Genomic DNA, 18,035 nt, shown 5'->3' with positions numbered 1-18,035 from the left:
CGGTTTTCATGCGGTTCGCCGAAGCTCGAAGCGACCCCAGTCCGGAGCCTGCTGCTGCTCGTTTTCAAACCGAACGGCCGCCCCTGCGCAGGTGTTCGTCCAGACGCGGCATGATCTCGACGAAATTGCAGGGCTTGTGCCGGTAGTCGAGCTGGCGTTCGAGGATGTGGTCCCAGGCATCGGCGCAGGCGCCGGGCGATCCGGGCAGGACGAAGACGAAGGTCGTGCCGATGAGGCCGGCCGTCGCGCGCGACTGGATGGTGGAGACGCCGATCTTGTCGAAGGAAATGCGATGGAAGACGGCGGAGAAGCCGTCCATGCGCTTGTCGAACAGCGGCTCCAATGCGTCGGGCGTGACGTCGCGCCCGGTAAAGCCCGTTCCGCCGGTGGTGATCACCACATCGACAGCCTCGTCCCTGACGAAGCCCTCGACCGCGCCTGTGATCTCGCCGCGCTCGTCCCGGACCAGGCGGCGCGCCGCGACCTTATGGCCGGCCTTTTCGATGCGCTTGGCAAGCGTGTCTCCGGACCGATCGTCCGCCTCGTGCCGGGTGTCCGATACGGTGATGACGGCGATCGAGAGGGCGATGAAGGACCGTTCCTTGTCGCTGCGTTCGATAAGGGTCACCCTGCGCTCCTTGTCGTCTTCGCTGTCCATTTCGTGCCTCTTTCCAAACCGAGGACAGGATCTGTCCGTTCCCGCCGATTTATAGGCCGGCTAAACAGGGAAGCGAGAAACGCGTGCTCGCGCCTCGCGCCGTGACATCGCGATGCGAGGCTGGAGCCGGGAACCGATAATGGCGGAGCCCGTCTTGCGGACCCACGCCGTTCAGGCGGCCCGGATCCACCAGTCCGGCCGCGATGCGCGAAGCCGTTCGGCGCGGTCCCGGGCGATTTCAGGGGTCTCGAAGAGCCCGAACACCGTAGCGCCCGAACCCGACATGCGGGCGAGAAGCGCGTCTTCGCGCTCGATCGCCCCGATGGCTTCCGCGATGGCGCCCTCGATCGAGACCGCCGTCTCCTGCAGGTCGTTGCGCGTTGCCTTCAGCCAGTTGAGAAGAGCCTCGGTCGTCCCGAAACCCTTGGGCGGCATCGCGGGCAGGGGGGTGTTGGAGCGGTTCACGAGGGCCTTGAAGACCGCCGGCGTCGGGACCGGGCGGCGCGGATTGACGAGGAGGATGCCGAACCCGGCCGACAGGGCGACGGGTTCCAGCTCGTCGCCGATCCCGCGCGCGACCTGCGGACTGCCGGCCATGCACATCGGAACATCGGCGCCGAGCCCGGCAGAGAGCGAGGCGAGACGCTCGCCGAGGGCGGGATCGAGGCGCGCGAGGTGGGAGAGGAGCGCTGCCGCATCCGCCGATCCGCCGCCGATGCCGGCGCCATGCGGCAGGTTCTTTTCGAGGGTGATGGAGAGAGGCGGAACACCGATGCCGAGTTCGCCCGCCTGCGCGCGGCAAAGGTCGAGCGCCTTCAGGACGATATTGCCGCGATCGGTGGGCACGCCCTCGCGGAATTCGCCTGTCACCGTGAGAAGGTCCCGGTCCGCAGGCTCGATCTCGATGCGGTCGGCGATCGCTCGCGGGAAGACGACGAGGGTTTCGAGGAGATGGTAGCCGTCGGCGCGCCGTCCCGTGACGTGGAGCGCCAGATTGACCTTGGCCGGCGCAAGCAGCGTGCCGGCCAGTTCGTCGTCCTGCATGTCGGCTCTCCGACGGCTCAGTTGGCCTGGCCGCTCTCGCCGGTTCCGGCTTCTGCCGGAGCATCGGACGCGCCGGATGCCGAGGTTGCAGCAGGGAGCGGCGAGGGCGCGGCGGCCGAGCCCTCGGACGAGGCGTCGTCCTTGGCATCGGCGCGCGGCTTGTCGGAGCCGGCCGAGCCGCCTTCGTCGGCGACGGCTTCAAGGCCGCCTTCGAGCTTGGCGCGGATGCGTTCGATCTGATCGGGTTCCGGCTTCGGATCGCCGCTGAGGGCCCGTTCCCACTGGAACCGCGCCTCGCGCTCGCGGCCTACATGCCAGTAGGCATCACCGAGATGGTCGTTGATCGTCGGATCGGTGGGCGAGAGCAGGATCGCGCGTTCGAGCTCGTCCACGGCCTCGTCGTAACGTCCGAGCCGGTAATAGGCCCAGCCGAGGGAATCGATGATGTAGCCGTCGTTCGGGCGCAGCTCGACCGCCGTGCGGATCATGTCGAGGCCCTCGTCCAGATTGACGTTCTGGTCGACCCAGGAATAGCCGAGATAGTTCAGCACCTGCGGCTGGTCGGGCGAAAGCTCCAGCGCGCGCTTGAAGTCGGCCTCCGCCTTGTCCCACATGTCGCGCCGCTCGTAGGAGATGCCGCGCTGGTAGAAGAGGTTCCAGTTGTCGTCGGTGATCGGCGCGGCAAGTTCGATCGCCTTGTCGAGGGCCTTGGTGACCTCCGCATAGTCCTTGTCGGCGGCGAGAACGTCGGCGAGCGCGGTATAGGCCTGGATGTCGTCGGGATAGGTCTCGGTCGCACGGCGCAGATGGTCCTTGGCCTCCTCCTTGCGATCGGCATACCAGTAGTCGAGGCCGATCTGGAGGTCGGCGGTCCGGCGATAGGCGGAGTTCTCGGGAATGGACTGGTAGTAGGCGATCGCACGGTCGAACTGTTCGGTTCGCTCGGCGATGCCCGCAAGGGCGGTCAGGATGCCCGGATTGCGCGGCGCGAGGGCCTTGGCGAGCTGGAAGTAGAGGAGGGCGACATCCTGGCCGTCTCCCCGATTGATGGTCTGGCCAAGGATCCGCAGCACTTCGGCGCCGCCTTCCTGCACATTGGCGATCGCAGGGTCGATGGTCTCCTGCCGCTCGATGCGCTGTTTCAGGATGCGCAGGGGATCGTAGCTCGGCGCAAGATCCAGCCCCTTGTCGATCGCCGCGACAGCCGCATCGCGATTGCCGGCGCGCGCCTCCAGCCGGCCGAGGCTTTCGGCGGCCGAGAGAAAGGCGTCGGGCGAGGATTGGGCGAGGATCGGCTGGTCGACGAGGCTGGAATAAGCCGCGCGGGCAACCTCGGTCCGGCCCGCGACATCGGCGATCAGGCCCTTCTGGTAGAGGTTGAAGGCCTGGAACCAGGGCGCCTGGTCGAGATCGTCGATGCCGAGAAGGGCCTCGTCGACGCGTCCGGCCCCGAGATTGGACCAGGCCATCAGCTGGCCGAGGAGCAGGATGTCGAGATCGGACGGGTCGACGATGTCGAACTCGCCGATGGCCTTGTCGTACTGGCCCTTCTTCAGCCCGTCGATGCCGAGGGCGATGCGGGCGATCTTGCCGCTGGTCGGGCTGTCGCGCAATTCGTTCGCAAGATCGATCGCCTCGGCGAAGCGTCCGCCGGCCAAGAAGGCGAGCATCGCGTCCTGCCGCAGGATTTCCGAATCCGGATCGAGCTTCAGCGCCTGATCGAAATAGACGGTCGCATCGTCGAGCGCGCCGGTCTGCTGGGCCTGCTTGGCGGCCAGATAGGCGCCGGGCAGGGACTGGGCCTCGAAGGGCAGATCGGGCGCCTCGGTGCCGTTCGCCGTCTCCACCGCCCCGGCGGAGACCGGAGCGAGGGCCGCGCAGAGCGCGAGCGTGGCGGACATGTACGAAAGCCGTTTCAAGAACACGGGTGCGTCCCTTCTCCATCGACCCGTCTTGGATCGGAGCCCGAAACCCGGCCGAGGGGTCGGCCGTGTTGCGCCGGGACTGGACGACAAGCGGGATGAAAATGCAAGTTCATCGATCTGTGTGGTGTCTTGCACGGGCCTTGTGACCGGAATGGGACCGGGCCCGTGGCGCCGTGAACCTGTCGCGGCAGTCATGGGAGCGTGCGGGCGAATGGGCGGGCCGGGCGGTTTCGGGCCGCGCCCGGCGTTCCCGAACCATAGGCTTGGGCGTTCGGGCGTGTCCGCCGCCCTTCGGCCGGTCAGCGGATGCGCGAGATGCAGAACTCGACGACGTCGAGAAGCGCGTCGCGGGCCGGCGAGGCGGGAAGGCTCGATGCGGCCTCGAAGGCCTGGGCGCCGTAGTCGCGGGCGCGCTCGATGGTCGCTTCGAGGGTGGCGTGCCGCTCGATGAGGCTGCGGGCCCTGGCGAGGGCCTCGTCGCCGTTCTCGCCCTCTTCCATAGCCGCGCGCCAGAAGGCCTTCTCCTCCTCGTCGCCGGCCTGATAGGCGAGAATCACCGGAAGCGTGATCTTGCCCTCGCGGAAGTCGTCGCCGGTGTTCTTGCCGAGATCGGCGGCGATCCCGCCATAGTCGAGAACGTCGTCGATGAGCTGGAAGGAGATGCCGAGGCTGCGACCATAGCTGCGCATGGCCGCGCGCTCCGCCTCGCCCTTGCCGGCGATGACCGGGCCGACTTCGGCGGCCGCGGCGAAGAGCGCGGCCGTCTTGGCGTCGACGACGGCCAGATAGTCCGCCTCGCTCGTCGTCATCCGCTTGGCGGCCGCAAGCTGCCAGACCTCGCCCTCGGCGATGATGGCCGAGGCGTCGGACAGGATGGACAGGGCCGTCAGGGAGCCGACATCGACCATCATCTTGAAGGCCTGGCCGAGAAGGTAGTCGCCGACGAGGACGCTCGCCTGATTGCCCCAGATGGTGCGCGCGGTGCTCTTGCCGCGCCGCAGGTCGCTCTCGTCCACCACGTCGTCGTGGAGAAGCGTCGCGGTGTGCATGAATTCGACGCTGGCGGCGAGCTTCACCTGGGCGTCGCCCTCGCCATAGCCGTGGGCCAGCGCCGAGGCGATGGTGAGCATGGGGCGCAGCCGCTTGCCGCCCGAGGATATGAGATGGTTGGCGATCTCGGGGATGAGTTCGACCCGCGAGCCGGCCATGGACAGGATCAACTCGTTGACCCGCGCCATGTCGCGCTCTGTGACCGCCAGGATCGTGTCGATCGTCCCCCGGGCTTCCGTGCGCTCGACGCGGTTCGCAGCAACCACCATTGTACTCCAATCGGTTTTGAGGACCCCGGCGCTCGGGTTCGGCGCCGAAGCTTGGAACCCAAGCCCTGATCCTAGAGCGCGGGCGGGCTCTCGCCAGTGCGTGCCCGCCTCGTGCGGGCTTGCATTGCGCGGGCCCCGTCCGTCAAGCTAACTAACCAGGAACTCGAGCCACGAAGAACCGGAACACGCTCCATGAAGGAACTGATGCGCTCCAATGACGCGGTTCTCATATCCTTTGTGGGCGCGCTTCTCAACGATGCCGACATCGCCCATTTCATCGCCGATCAGCATATGAGCATTCTCGACGGATCGATTGGTGTCCTGCCGCGCCGGATCATGGTCGATCCCGACGAGATCGAGAAGGCGCGCCGGCTGATGCGCGAGTCGGCCCTCGGGCACGAACTGACCACCGAATCGCGATGATCGCGCTCCCGAGGGCGGACGGCTTGTCCCGGTCCGCCGGGCGGCTCCCAGATGGGCGATGACGCGGGGGCTGCGGCCCTTACCGATGTGGCCGCGGTGGAAACGCGGATCGACGGATTCTACGGCGGCCGGTTCCAGCTCGTACAGCCGGCAAGGATCGGATACCGGTCCGGCCTCGACGCCTTGCTTCTGGCCGCGACCGTTTCTCCGGACGCCCGGGGGCGTCTTCTCGATGCGGGTGCCGGCGCCGGGGCCGTGGGATTTGCCGCAAGTGTCCGCGCACCGGGTCTGACCGCGACGCTTCTCGAACGCGAGCCGGTGATGGCCGGCTGTGCCCGCCAAGGCCTGCAGCTTGCCGCCAATTCCGGGCTCAGGGGGCGGGTCCGCGTCGTCGAGCGCGATCTTCTCGAAAAGAGCGCGGCGCAAGCGCCGGGCGAGGACGCCATCGGCTCGTACGATCACCTGCTCACCAATCCGCCTTTCCGTCTGCCGAGCGACCGCGTTTCGCCCGACCCGTTGCGCGCCGCCGCCCTCAATGCGCCGAGCCCTGACTTTCTCGCGGGCTGGTTCCGGGCCTGCCTCTCGCTCCTGAGGGATGGCGGGCGCTTCGCGGCGATCCTGCCCCCGGCCGTCCTGCCGATCTGCCTTGAGGTTCTGTCCGGCCGCATCGGTGGACCGGCCCTGACGGCGATCCATGCCGGAGAGGGCGAGCCGGCGATGCGGCTCGTTGCGACCGGGCGCAAGGGATCCCGGGAGCCCCTGGTCTTTCTTCCGCCGCGTCATCTCTTCGACAGGGACATGACGGCGAGCGATTTCTCGCGCGCGGTGTCGGAGGGCGAGGCATTCTTCGGATGGCCGGACAGGAAGGGGCGGACGCACTAGAGCCTCGGACCCGATTTGAGAATCGGGTCCGAGGTTCCGGTTTCGTGCAGACGCATCGGATGGCCCGGAAACCGGGGCCACGTTTCGGTCCGATGCGGTCGACGGCGAGGGGCCGGTCGCCGGACCGGATCCCACGGGTCACACGATTGCGACCGCTTCCCGCGTTCCCGGGACTGCCGCGATCTTTGCGAAGCCGTGCGGCGACCATACATGCCGGGCGACGATGATATCCGCATGAAGGTGACTGTGCGCGTGGCCAATTTCTTGAAGACGTTCGTACCCAAGCGCTTCCGCAAGGAAGGCGTGGAAATTCCCGTGGTCCGATTGTCCGGTGCGATCATGGCCTCGGGCGGGATCGGCCGCCAGACCCTGTCGGTCGCGAGCGTCGCACCGCTTCTCGAACGGGCGTTTGCGCACAAGAGCGCACCCGCCGTCGCGATCGTCGTCAATTCGCCCGGTGGATCGCCGGTCCAGTCGCGGCTCATCCACAAGAGGATCCGCGATCTCGCCCACCAGAAGAAGAAGCGCGTCCTCGTCTTCGTCGAGGACGTGGCGGCGTCCGGCGGCTACATGATCGCCTGTGCGGGCGACGAGATCATGGTCGATCCCTCCTCGATCGTCGGCTCCATCGGCGTCGTCTCGGGCTCGTTCGGTTTCGTCGAGGCGATCGGCAAGCTCGGCATCGAGCGCCGGGTGCACACGGCCGGCAAGAACAAGGTGACCCTCGATCCGTTCCAGCCGGAAAAGCCGGAGGATGTGGAGCGGCTGAAAGCCCTGCAACTCGACGTGCACCAGACCTTCATCGACCTCGTGTGCGAACGGCGCGGCGGCAAGCTCGCCGAGAACGACGATCTCTTCACGGGCCTGTTCTGGTCCGGCCGGCAGGGGGTCGAACTCGGCCTCGTGGATCGGATCGGCGATCTTCACGGCACTCTTCGCGAACTCTATGGCGACAAGGTCCGCACGAAGCTCGTCGCCGCCAAGACCGGGCTGCTCGGCCGCGTCAGGCCCGGTATCGGACTTGCGGGTGAAGGTGCAGATCTCGGCACGAGCATCGGGGCCGGCGCGGTGTCGCAGGCGGGCTCGATCCTCGAGGAACGGGCGCTTTTCGCGCGCTACGGTCTTTGAAGCGGGGTGCTCGATCCTCGGCCGGCCCTTCGAGAACGGGCTGGCGGGCGAGGCGGCGGCGGGAGAGGTGAAACTTCCGTCATAATCCGCGCGACCAGCTTGCCGGACCCGCGCGCCGGGCGCATACTCTCCTTCCCATCGGAACCAGTGACGTGTTCGAATTCATGCCGCAGTTTCTCCTCCTCGGCCTTGTCGGGGCCGCCGCGCTCTACGGCTACAAGCAGATGAAGCGTGACGCCGAGCGCGTGTCCGAACGCAACCGGCGCGCCGAAGCGGAGGTGCGCACGGGCGCGCAGGGAACGCTGGTTCGCGGGTCCGACGGCATCTATCGGGTCAAGAAGGACTGATCCGGGACGGGTGCCGGAGCGTCGGCTCCCGATTTTGCCGGGCAGCCTCCGTTTCCCCTCTCCGATGCGGGCTTGCGCGCCGATGCGGCCGGGCCAGCCATCGGCGTTCCGCGAAGACGGATCGTGAAGGCCTGTCGTGCATCGCCTCCATGGACAGAGGGCGCCGCGCTTGACCATGCGCGCGCCTCCGTGGCAACTCGTCCGCGATCCCGGCGCATCGCGAGATGCCGCCCATCGCCGACGAAAGCCCGATCCCATGCATGACACGCCCCCTCACATGGACCCGCGCCGGTCGTTTCAGGCCCTGATCCTGACCCTGCATCGCTACTGGGCCGATTACGGCTGCGTCGTGCTTCAGCCCTACGACATGGAGGTCGGCGCCGGCACCTTCCATCCGGCGACGACGCTGCGCGCGCTCGGGCCGAAACCCTGGAACGCCGCTTATGTGCAGCCCTCGCGCCGGCCCAAGGACGGACGCTACGGCGAGAACCCCAACCGGCTCCAGCACTATTATCAGTATCAGGTGATCCTGAAGCCCAATCCCTCCAATCTGCAGGAACTCTACCTCGGCTCGCTGAAGGCGATCGGCGTCGATCCGCTTCTCCACGACATCCGCTTCGTCGAGGACGACTGGGAGAGCCCGACGCTCGGCGCCTGGGGGCTCGGATGGGAATGCTGGTGCGACGGAATGGAGGTCTCCCAGTTCACCTATTTCCAGCAGGTCTGCGGCATCGAATGCGCGCCGGTCGCCGGCGAGCTCACCTACGGTCTCGAACGCCTCGCGATGTATGTCCAGAACGTCGACAACGTCTACGACCTGAACTTCAACGGCCGCGAGGGCGAGGAGAAGGTGACCTATGGCGACGTCTTCCTACAGGCCGAACAGGAATATTCGCGCTACAATTTCGAGATGGCCGATACGGAGATCCTGCACCGGCATTTCGACGAGGCCGAGCGCCAGTGCGCCGCGATCCTCGCGGCCGGCGCGCCTTCGGTCGCCGGCAACGACAATGGCGGCGCGCAGGCGGCCTCCATGCTGCATCGCTGCGTCCTGCCCGCCTACGACCAGTGCATCAAGGCGTCCCACGCCTTCAATCTTCTGGATGCGCGCGGTGTGATCTCGGTCACCGAGCGCCAGAGCTACATCCTTCGGGTGCGCAATCTGGCGCGCCAGTGCGGCGAGGCTTTCCTGAAGACCGAGGCGGGCGGCGCGCGGCTCGCGGGCTGACCCGTGCCGCAAGGCGCGGCGGGGCGGCCGGCTTTCTTTCGGAACGATCGATCGGTGCTGCCCTTGTGCTATGAGAGTGGAGCGGCCGGCCATCGCGCCGGGCGCTGTCATTTGTTGACATAAACATATCTTTATGTGATTTCGTCTTCTGCTGACGAAAAGGATCGATCCATGTCCGAGACGACCGACGCCCTGTTCGGGCCGATGACCGAAGGGCGCAATCCGGCCGAAGCCGAGGCAGCCCTGCGCGCGGCCATGCAGGACCGCATTCTCGTTCTCGACGGAGCGATGGGCACGGAGATCCAGCTTCTGGGTCTCAGCGAGGACGACTTCCGGGGCCATCGCTTCGGCCAGTGCGAATGCCACCTACAGGGCAATAACGATCTCCTGAACCTCACGCAGCCCAAGCAGATCGAGGATATCCACTACAATTACGCCATTGCCGGCGCCGATATCCTCGAGACCAACACCTTTTCCTCCACCTCGATCGCCCAGGCCGATTACGGCATGGAGAGCGAGGTCTATGAGTTGAACCGGGACGGCGCGCGCCTCGCCCGCCGGGCCTGCCTGCGCGCCGAGGACAAGGACGGCAAGCGCCGGTTCGTCGCCGGCGCTCTCGGGCCGACGAACCGCACCGCCTCGATCTCGCCGGACGTCAACAATCCGGGCTTTCGCGCGACGAGCTTCGACGAATTGCGCATCGCCTATGGCGAGCAGCTGCGCGGCCTGATGGACGGCGGCATCGACCTCGTTCTCATCGAGACGATCTTCGATACGCTGAACGCCAAGGCGGCGATCTTCGCCTGCGAGGAGATCTTCGCGGAACGCGGCGTCCGTCTGCCCATCATGATCTCGGGCACCATCACCGATCTTTCGGGCCGCACCCTTTCCGGCCAGACGCCGACGGCCTTCTGGTATTCGGTGCGCCATGCCAAGCCGCTGACCATCGGCCTCAACTGCGCGCTCGGCGCCGAGGCGATGCACGACCATCTCGCCGAGATCGCGGGCGTCGCCGACACCTTCGTGTGCGCCTATCCCAATGCCGGTCTTCCGAACGAGTTCGGCGAATACGACCAGAGCCCCGAGGCCATGGGCGCGGAGGTCGAGAAGTTCGCCAGGGAAGGCCTCGTCAACATCGTCGGCGGCTGCTGCGGCTCGACCCCGGACCATATCGCGGCCGTCGCAAGGGCCGTGGCGAACTACGCCCCGCGCAAGCTGCCGCAGAAAGAGCCGCTGATGCGGCTGTCGGGCCTCGAACCCTTCACGCTCACCGCCGAGATCCCCTTCGTCAATGTCGGCGAGCGCACCAACGTCACCGGCTCGGCCCGCTTCCGCAAGCTGATCAAGGACGGCGACTACACCGCCGCCCTCGACGTCGCGCGCAGCCAGGTGGAGAACGGCGCGCAGGTCATCGACGTGAACATGGACGAGGGCCTGATCGATTCCCAGCAGGTGATGGTCGACTACCTGAACCTCGTCGCCTCCGAGCCCGACATCGCCAAGGTGCCGGTGATGATCGATTCCTCCAAGTTCGAGGTGATCGAGGCCGGCCTGAAATGCGTGCAGGGCAAGGCGATCGTGAACTCGATTTCCATGAAGGAAGGCGAGGATCTCTTCCGCAGGCAGGCCCGTCTCGTGCGCGATTACGGCGCGGCCGTCGTCGTCATGGCCTTCGACGAGAAGGGACAGGCCGACACCAAGGAGCGCAAGGTCGAGATCTGCACGCGGGCCTATCGCATCCTCGTCGACGAGGTCGGCTTTCCGCCCGAGGACATCATCTTCGACCCGAACGTCTTCGCGGTCGCGACGGGCATCGAGGAGCATGACAATTACGGCGTCGACTTCATCGAGGCGACCCGGGAGATCACCGCGACGCTGCCCCATGTGCACATTTCCGGCGGCGTCTCCAACCTTTCCTTCTCGTTCCGCGGCAACGAGCCGGTGCGCGAGGCGATGCACGCCGTGTTCCTCTACCACGCCATCCAGGCGGGCATGGACATGGGCATCGTCAATGCCGGCCAGCTGATCGTCTACGACGCGATCGATCCGGAGCTTCGCGAGGCCTGCGAGGACGTCGTCCTCAACCGCAAGCCGAAGAGCGGCGAGAGCGCCACGGAAAACCTTCTCGAGATCGCCGAGCGCTACAAGGGCCAGGGCGGCTCGAAGGGGCGCGAGAAGGACATGTCCTGGCGCGAGAAGCCGGTGAAGGAGCGCCTGTCCCACGCCCTCGTCAACGGCATCACGGAATTCATCGAGGAGGACACCGAGCTCGCCCGCCAGGAGGCGGACCGGCCGCTGCACGTCATCGAAGGCCCGCTGATGGACGGGATGAACATCGTCGGCGACCTCTTCGGCGCCGGCAAGATGTTCCTGCCCCAGGTGGTGAAGTCGGCCCGCGTGATGAAGCAGGCCGTCGCCTATCTCCTGCCCTACATGGAGGCGGAAAAGGACCGGGAAGGCGGACAGCGCAAGGCCAAGGGCAAGATCCTGATGGCGACGGTGAAGGGCGATGTCCACGACATCGGCAAGAACATCGTCGGCGTCGTCCTCGCCTGCAACAATTACGACGTGGTCGATATCGGCGTGATGGTCCCGGCGGCCAAGATCCTCGAGACCGCGCGGGCCGAGAAGGTCGACATCATCGGCCTGTCCGGCCTCATCACGCCATCGCTCGACGAGATGGTGAACGTGGCGGCCGAGATGGAGAAGCAGGGCTTCGACATCCCGCTCCTCATCGGCGGGGCGACGACGAGCCGCGTCCATACGGCGGTGAAGATCCACCCGGCCTATTCGCGCGGCCAGGCGATCCACGTCAACGACGCCTCGCGCGCGGTCGGCGTCGTCTCGGGGCTTCTGTCCGACGAGACGCGCGAGAGCGCGATCGCCAAGGTGCGTTCGGAATATGCCGAGGTCGCCGAGAAGCATATGCGCTCCGAGCGCGACAAGAAGCGTCTGGCGCTCAGCGATGCGCGCGCCAATGCCATGAAGATCGACTGGAGCGGCTACGAGCCGGTCAAGCCGAGCTTCATCGGCACGAAGGTGTTCCAGGACTGGGATCTCGCCGATCTCGCAAAGAGCTTCGACTGGACGCCGTTCTTCCAGTCCTGGGAGCTGAAGGGGCGCTATCCGGCCATTCTCGACGACGAGGCGCAGGGCGAGACCGCCCGCGCGCTGCACTCGGACGCGCAGGTGATGCTGAAGCGGATCATCGACGAGAAGTGGTTCACGCCGAAGGCCGTCATCGGCTTCTGGCCGGCCAACGCGGTTGGCGACGATATCCGCCTTTACAAGGACGAGACGCGCGGCGAGGAGCTCTCCACCTTCTACACCCTGCGCCAGCAGCTCGCCCGGCGCGGCGATCGTCCGAACCTCGCGCTGGCCGATTTCGTCGCGCCGAGGGACAGCGGCGTCGCGGACTATGTGGGCGGCTTCTGCGTGACCGCCGGCCTCGAAGAGGCCGAGATCGCCAGGCGCTACGAGGCGGGGAACGACGACTACAACGCGATCCTCGTCAAGGCGCTCGCCGACCGGTTCGCCGAAGCCTTCGCCGAACGCATGCATGCGGAAGTGCGCCGCACCTTCTGGGGCTATGCGCCGGACGAGGCCTTCTCCAACGAGGAGATGATCTCGGAAGCCTATGACGGCATCCGGCCGGCGCCGGGCTATCCGGCCCAGCCCGACCATACCGAGAAGGAAACGCTGTTCGAGCTTCTGGATGCCGAGGCCGAAATCGGCGTCAAGCTCACCGAGAGCTTCGCGATGTGGCCGAGTTCCTCGGTGTCCGGCCTTTATATCGGCCATCCGGAAGCGCACTATTTCGGTGTCGCCAAGGTGGAACGCGATCAGGTCGCCGATTACGCCCAGCGCAAGGGCATGCCGGTGGAAGCGGTGGAGCGGTGGCTCGGTCCGGTTCTGAACTACGTGCCGAGCAACAGCGCCGAGGACGCGGCGGGCGAGGCACGCGAGGCCGCCGAATAGGCATCATGACGGAACGCACCGTCGCCCGCTTCCCGGCTGAACCGTCGGGAGAGGGGGCGGCAAGCGATCCGGGACGGGAGACGAGCCGTGACCATCCAGCCCGGGGTCGAGATCGACCCGCGGCCGATCATCGAGGCGGTCCGCGCCGGCATGGAGGCCATCGTCGAGCTCGGTGCGAGCGGCGAGGTGGAGTTCAAGGACGACGAGTCCCCCGTCACCCGCGCCGACCGGGCCGCCGAGCAGGCGATCACCGCGATTCTCGAAGCCCGCTACACGCTGCCGATCATCGCCGAGGAGCGGTTTTCCGACGGGCGCGTTCCCGAGGTGGGCGATGTCTTCTTCCTCGTCGACCCTCTCGACGGAACGAAGAGCTACATCGCCGGAAAGCCGGACTATACGGTGAACATCGCCGTGATCGAGCGCGGCTTTCCCATCTTCGGCTGCGTCGGCGTGCCGGAAACCGGCGAGGTCTATTACGGCGGGCTGGGTCTCGCGCCCACTCTCGAGCGCGGCGACGAGACGATCGCGCTCGCCGCGAGCCCCGCGCCCGGGCCGATGCGTGCGCTGGTGAGCCGCAATCATCTGAGCAGCACGACCAAGGACTATCTCGACGCGCTCGATATCTCAGGGACGATCGCGATCGGGTCCTCGCTCAAGTTCTGCCTGATCGCCGAGGGCCGGGGCGACCTCTATCCGCGTTTCAGCCGCACCATGCAGTGGGATACGGCGGCGGGCGACGCGATCCTGCGCGCCGCCGGTGGGCTGACGGTTACCCCCTCCGGCGAGACCTTCGTCTACGGCCGCACCCGCCAGCGGCTGGAGGACATCTACGCCAACGGCTTCTTCATCGCGGTCGGCGATCCGGCGATCCTCGAGCGGCCCGGGATTCTACGCAGCACCTGAGCGCCGGCTCCACGGGACAACCGGGACCGGAAAATCGCGCCGACCGCCTTTCGGGACGCCATGCACCTGCCTATGATTATGGCTCCCGACTTATCACGACGGAGCCCATGACAGACCCGATGCCCCTGTTCGGCGACAGGCCGCAGCCGCTCGACGCCCGCTCGCGGGAGATCTTCAGGCTGATCGTCGAGAGCTATCTCGACCAGGGCGAGCCCGTGGGCTCGCGCATGCTGTCCAAGCTTCTGACGACCTCGCTCTCGCCGGCTTCCGTCCGCAACGTGATGAGCGATCTGGAATCCCTCGGCCTCATCTACTCGCCCCATGTCAGCGCCGGGCGCATGCCGACCGAACTCGGCCTTCGCTTCTTCGTCGATGCCTTTCTCGAAGTCGGCGATCTCGGATCGTCCGAGCGCGAGGAGATCGAGGAAAAGGTGCGCATGGCCGGCGACGGGCGCCCGGTCGATGCGCTTCTGACGGAGGCGAGCCAGCTTCTGTCCGGCCTGTCGCGAGGCGCCGGCATCGTCCTGGCCGCGACCTCCAATCTGCGCCTCAAGCATATCGAGTTCATTCGCCTCGAGCCGACGCGGGCGCTCGCGGTTCTCGTCGGCACGGATGGCGAGGTCGAGAACCGGCTCTTCGACCTTCCGGCGGGGGTGACGCACTCCCAGCTGACCGAGGCCGGCAATTTCCTCAACGCCCATGTGGCGGGGCGAACGCTGCGCGAGGCGCGCGCGCGCCTCGACGCCTTGAAGAGCGAGACCAATGCGGCGCTCGACGTTCTGTCGCGCCAGCTCGTCGAACAGGGGCTCGCGGTCTGGTCCGGGGCCGAAGGCGGGCAGCCGGCGCGCCTCATCGTGCGCGGCCGCGCCAACCTTCTCGAAAACGTCACGGCGGCGGAGGATATCGAGCGCCTGCGCATGCTCTTCGACGATCTGGAGACGAAGAGCGGCATGATCGAACTCCTGGGCCTTGCCGAAAAGGGCGACGGCGTCCGCATCTTCATCGGCAAGGAGAACAACCTGTTCTCGCTCTCCGGCTCCTCGCTGGTGGTCGCACCGTATGAACGCGCTTCGGTCGGCGGCGGGCCGGAACAGATCATCGGGGCAGTCGGCGTCATCGGTCCGACGCGCCTCAACTACCGGCGCATCGTGCCCATGGTCGACTATACGGCCCGCCTCGTCTCCCGGCTTCTGTCGCGCAGCTGAACTTCGAACTCGGGCACGGCCGCAATCGAGGCTTGATTTTCCCGCCCACGGCTTCGATATGCGCGGACAGAACCGACAGACGCGAGTGACGGCCGGTCGCGAACGCCCGAACAAGGGTCGATCGCGGAAGCGGACGTCGCGTCGCCAGACCCGTGAGAGAAGGTGAGTCCCGCATGATGAGCGAAACCGGAAGAAGCGAATTCGCGAACCTCGATGGCGAGGACGACGAGCGGATGGCTTTCGAGGACGCGGCCGAGAGCGAGGCGGGAGACGAGCGGGCCGAGGCCCTCGAGGCGCGGATCGTCGAACTCGAGACCGAGAACAGCGACGTCAAGGATCGCCTCCTTCGGCTCGCCGCCGACATGGAGAATCTTCGCCGCCGCACCGAGCGCGAGGTGAAGGATGCCCGCAGCTATGCGGTGACGAACTTTGCCCGCGAGATCCTGTCGGTCGCCGACAATCTGCGCCGTGCCGTGGATGCCGTTCCCGACGAGGCCCGCTCGGGCGGCGACAAGACGGTCGCCTCGCTGATCGAGGGCGTCGAGATGACCGAGCGCGGTCTTCAGGCCTCGCTGGAGAAGCACGGCGTGAGGAAGCTCGATCCGGAAGGCCAGCGCTTCGATCCGAACTTCCACCAGGCCATGTTCGAGGTGCCCAATCCGGACGTGCCGAACAATACGGTCGTTCAGGTGGTGCAGGCGGGCTACGCGATCGGCGAGCGCGTGCTGCGTCCGGCCATGGTGGGCGTGTCGAAGGGCGGGCCCAAGCAGTCCGCGCCGAGGCCCGATGCCGCCACGCAGCCGGAGGGCGAGGAGAGCCGCGACGGCGCCAGCCAAGGGTAACGCCCAGCCCCGAGGCCGTTGCGATACGAGGCCGGCTTGCGAGCAGGGCCTTGAGACGAAGAGTGTTCGACGCCGATCGCGGTTGGTACCCGCGATCGGCGTTTTTGCGTTTCAGCCCGTCTTTCTCTCGCCCGATGCCGCACCCATCCCGTTGGCGGTGGCCGCATCGACGCCCGTGCCGTCCCGGTCCGCCCCCTTCAGGAGATTGGCGCAGATCGCGATCGCGGTGCAGATGACCGCGAGAGCCATGAACACCGTCGCAAATCCGTAGGCTGCCGCGACGAGGCCGACGGCCGCCGGCGCGACGAGGCCGCCGGAATAGGCGATGGCCGAGGCGATGGAGATGCTCGTCCCGTCGGCAAGGCCCCTGACGTTTCCGGCGGCCGAGAAGGCGATCGGCACCACGTTCGAAAGCCCGATCCCGAGCAGGAAGAAGCCGAAAAGCGCCGTTCCGAGCCCTTGCGCCAGCGCCAGGACGAGGAGCCCCGCGAGCGCGAAGCCGAGGGAAAGCCGGACCGTGCGCACCGCGCCGAAGCGCTCGCGAATGCCGTCTCCGAAGAAGCGGAAGAAGGCCATGGTGAACGAGAAGGCGGCGAAGCCGAAGCCGGAGGCCGCGACCGAGACCGCGAGCTCGTCGCGCAGGAACACGGCGCTCCAGTCGATGACGACGCCTTCCTGAACGAAGCCGGCGAGCGCGATCACCCCGATCGCCACGCTGAGGAGAAGCGGCGTCCGATGCTCGCGCAGGAGGCTCGCGAGAGGCGGACGGGCCGCGTCCGTCTTCGGCCGGAACGCCGGACGGTCGTCGATGAGGCGAGGCGCGAGCAAAGCGAGACCCAGAAGCACGAGGACCGCGACGATCGCCAGATGGCCGAGCGAGCCGACCGCGTCGATCAAGAGGCCGCCGGCGCCCGCACCGGCAAGGGCGCCGAGCGACCAGAAGCCGTGACAGGAGGACATGATCGCACGGTCGAGCGCGCGCTCGACGGAGACCGCGCTGGCATTGATCGCCACATCCATTCCCCCGAGCCCCATGCCGAAGAAGAAGATCGCGGCGACCGAGAGCGCGGGAAGAGGGGAGAGCGCCAGAGCGAGGAGGGACGCTGCGAGGAGAAGCTGGGTGAGGATCAGGGCCGGGCGCGAGCCGAGACGCGCGATCATCGTGCCGATGATCGGCATCGCCGCGACCGCGCCGAGGCCGAAGACCAGGATCATGAACCCGTAGGTCGCAGGCGAGAGCCCGAGGGACGCGCCGATGATCGGCACCTCCGGTGTCCAGCTGCCGAGGGCGAAGCCGTTCACGAAGAAGGCGAGACTGACGGCGAAACGGCTCTTCGGCCAGAAGGATTGGGAACTCGGCAGGGCAGGGGGCATCGGCATATCCGTCACGTACGGGGTCTTACCGCCGAGGCGGCGGTCAGGTCTGATCGTCCGCCCATTCCGTTATCCGACCGGGCCCTCGATGACCATTGCCACCGATCATATCCGCGCGAGCGTACGGATCGGGGACCGACCTCGCGGGAGGAGAGGAGATTATGGGAGGGGAGAGGGGAGAGGGGAGAGGGGAGAGAAGCGGAGGGGAGGGGGCTGGAGGGATGTGACGGCCGTGTTTCAACCGCATGTCATCCGCGTGTCGTTACACTTGATTGTTTTTCAACCACTTGCCTTGGTTTGCGGTAATTTTGGGCTATGTGTTTTTTCTTGTTTTTTCCGGTTGACGGCTTTGGTTGGCTCCGCCTATAAGCCGCTCATCGACGGAGCAGGCGCCGCCGGCGAGTTCTTCAACTCGCTCTGGTGCCGGCTTCGAGGCTCCCCCGGGGTTCCGGGGCGTCCGGGTTCCTTGGGGGTCTGGACGGGTGGTTCGGATGATTTCGAGCGGACGGGTCTTGAAGCTCTTGTGACGTTTATCTACATAGGCGAAGCTGTTCGCCAGTCCGGTTCACGCCGGGTTGGGCCGGACGGTTTTTCCATCGGATGGGTGAGGGGCTTCGGTCCTGATCTGATATCCGGCGCAGGAGTTTCGACCTCTGCGTGATCTTTGACAAGTTGGTTATGAGATTTTGAGAAGAAAGAGAGACGTGGGCGGCGTTTATGCGGCTCCCGGCTTTGGTCTGGCTACCTTTGGCTGGACTGATGACCGGGGAGATGTTTTG

14 protein-coding genes are annotated in these 18,035 nt (G+C 66.7%); 9 read left to right on the top strand and 5 right to left on the bottom strand.

Annotated elements, in window-relative coordinates; translation table 11 throughout:
• Nucleotides 1-64: 64 nt before the first annotated feature.
• The 4 genes from moaB to DYI37_RS09545 all read right to left on the bottom strand — a co-directional run bounded on the left by moaB (nucleotide 65) and on the right by DYI37_RS09545 (nucleotide 4,946).
• Nucleotides 65-658, bottom strand: a complete 594-nt coding sequence (gene moaB, locus DYI37_RS09560; protein WP_245413857.1) for a molybdenum cofactor biosynthesis protein B — start codon at nucleotides 656-658, stop codon at nucleotides 65-67.
• A 171-nt stretch (nucleotides 659-829) separates the two neighbouring features.
• Nucleotides 830-1,702 carry a 4-(cytidine 5'-diphospho)-2-C-methyl-D-erythritol kinase gene (locus DYI37_RS09555; protein WP_116683026.1) on the bottom strand — a complete coding sequence of 291 codons (873 nt, stop codon included), beginning with the start codon at nucleotides 1,700-1,702 and terminating at the stop codon, nucleotides 830-832.
• Nucleotides 1,703-1,719: 17 nt separating this feature from the next.
• Nucleotides 1,720-3,603 carry a tetratricopeptide repeat protein gene (locus DYI37_RS09550; RefSeq protein ID WP_116683025.1) on the bottom strand — a complete coding sequence of 628 codons (1,884 nt, stop codon included), beginning with the start codon at nucleotides 3,601-3,603 and terminating at the stop codon, nucleotides 1,720-1,722.
• 323 nt (nucleotides 3,604-3,926) lie between these two features.
• Nucleotides 3,927-4,946 carry a polyprenyl synthetase family protein gene (locus tag DYI37_RS09545; RefSeq protein WP_116683024.1) on the bottom strand — a complete coding sequence of 340 codons (1,020 nt, stop codon included), beginning with the start codon at nucleotides 4,944-4,946 and terminating at the stop codon, nucleotides 3,927-3,929.
• Between the two features lie 192 nt (nucleotides 4,947-5,138).
• Between DYI37_RS09545 and DYI37_RS09540 the strand changes: the two genes are divergently transcribed.
• The 9 genes from DYI37_RS09540 (at nucleotide 5,139) to grpE (ending at nucleotide 15,882) form a co-directional block, all read left to right on the top strand.
• Nucleotides 5,139-5,369: a putative signal transducing protein gene (locus DYI37_RS09540; RefSeq protein WP_116683023.1), complete on the top strand. Its 231-nt coding sequence runs from the start codon at nucleotides 5,139-5,141 to the stop codon at nucleotides 5,367-5,369.
• A 51-nt stretch (nucleotides 5,370-5,420) separates the two neighbouring features.
• Complete coding sequence (locus DYI37_RS09535) at nucleotides 5,421-6,251, top strand: tRNA1(Val) (adenine(37)-N6)-methyltransferase (RefSeq protein ID WP_116683022.1); 831 nt, start codon at nucleotides 5,421-5,423, stop codon at nucleotides 6,249-6,251.
• 252 nt (nucleotides 6,252-6,503) lie between these two features.
• The gene (locus tag DYI37_RS09530) at nucleotides 6,504-7,379 is read left to right on the top strand and encodes a S49 family peptidase (RefSeq protein ID WP_425365042.1); all 876 of its coding nucleotides are present in this window, start codon (nucleotides 6,504-6,506) and stop codon (nucleotides 7,377-7,379) included.
• A gap of 152 nt (nucleotides 7,380-7,531) precedes the next feature.
• Entirely contained in the window at nucleotides 7,532-7,726 is a 195-nt protein-coding gene (locus tag DYI37_RS09525; RefSeq protein WP_425365040.1) for a hypothetical protein, read from the top strand.
• A gap of 256 nt (nucleotides 7,727-7,982) precedes the next feature.
• Entirely contained in the window at nucleotides 7,983-8,954 is a 972-nt protein-coding gene (locus DYI37_RS09520) for a glycine--tRNA ligase subunit alpha (RefSeq protein ID WP_116683021.1), read from the top strand.
• A 171-nt stretch (nucleotides 8,955-9,125) separates the two neighbouring features.
• Nucleotides 9,126-12,932 carry a methionine synthase gene (gene metH, locus DYI37_RS09515; RefSeq protein ID WP_116683020.1) on the top strand — a complete coding sequence of 1,269 codons (3,807 nt, stop codon included), beginning with the start codon at nucleotides 9,126-9,128 and terminating at the stop codon, nucleotides 12,930-12,932.
• 87 nt (nucleotides 12,933-13,019) lie between these two features.
• Nucleotides 13,020-13,835 (top strand): 3'(2'),5'-bisphosphate nucleotidase CysQ family protein, encoded by an 816-nt coding sequence (locus tag DYI37_RS09510; protein WP_245413856.1) that lies wholly within the window; start codon nucleotides 13,020-13,022, stop codon nucleotides 13,833-13,835.
• A 107-nt stretch (nucleotides 13,836-13,942) separates the two neighbouring features.
• Complete coding sequence (gene hrcA / locus DYI37_RS09505) at nucleotides 13,943-15,040, top strand: heat-inducible transcriptional repressor HrcA (protein ID WP_116683019.1); 1,098 nt, start codon at nucleotides 13,943-13,945, stop codon at nucleotides 15,038-15,040.
• Nucleotides 15,041-15,213: 173 nt separating this feature from the next.
• Nucleotides 15,214-15,882, top strand: a complete 669-nt coding sequence (grpE, locus tag DYI37_RS09500) for a nucleotide exchange factor GrpE (protein WP_116683018.1) — start codon at nucleotides 15,214-15,216, stop codon at nucleotides 15,880-15,882.
• Nucleotides 15,883-15,993: 111 nt separating this feature from the next.
• On the opposite strand, the gene DYI37_RS09495 is transcribed toward grpE, so the two are convergent.
• Entirely contained in the window at nucleotides 15,994-17,256 is a 1,263-nt protein-coding gene (locus tag DYI37_RS09495; protein WP_116683017.1) for an MFS transporter, read from the bottom strand.
• Nucleotides 17,257-18,035: the final 779 nt, after the last annotated feature.

The sequence above is a fragment of the Fulvimarina endophytica genome (assembly GCF_003403015.1).
In the GTDB taxonomy this organism is placed as follows: Bacteria; Pseudomonadota; Alphaproteobacteria; order Rhizobiales; family Rhizobiaceae; genus Fulvimarina; species Fulvimarina endophytica.
The sequence above is the reverse complement of the archived record's forward strand: the minus strand, read 5'-3'. Positions and strand labels throughout refer to the sequence as shown.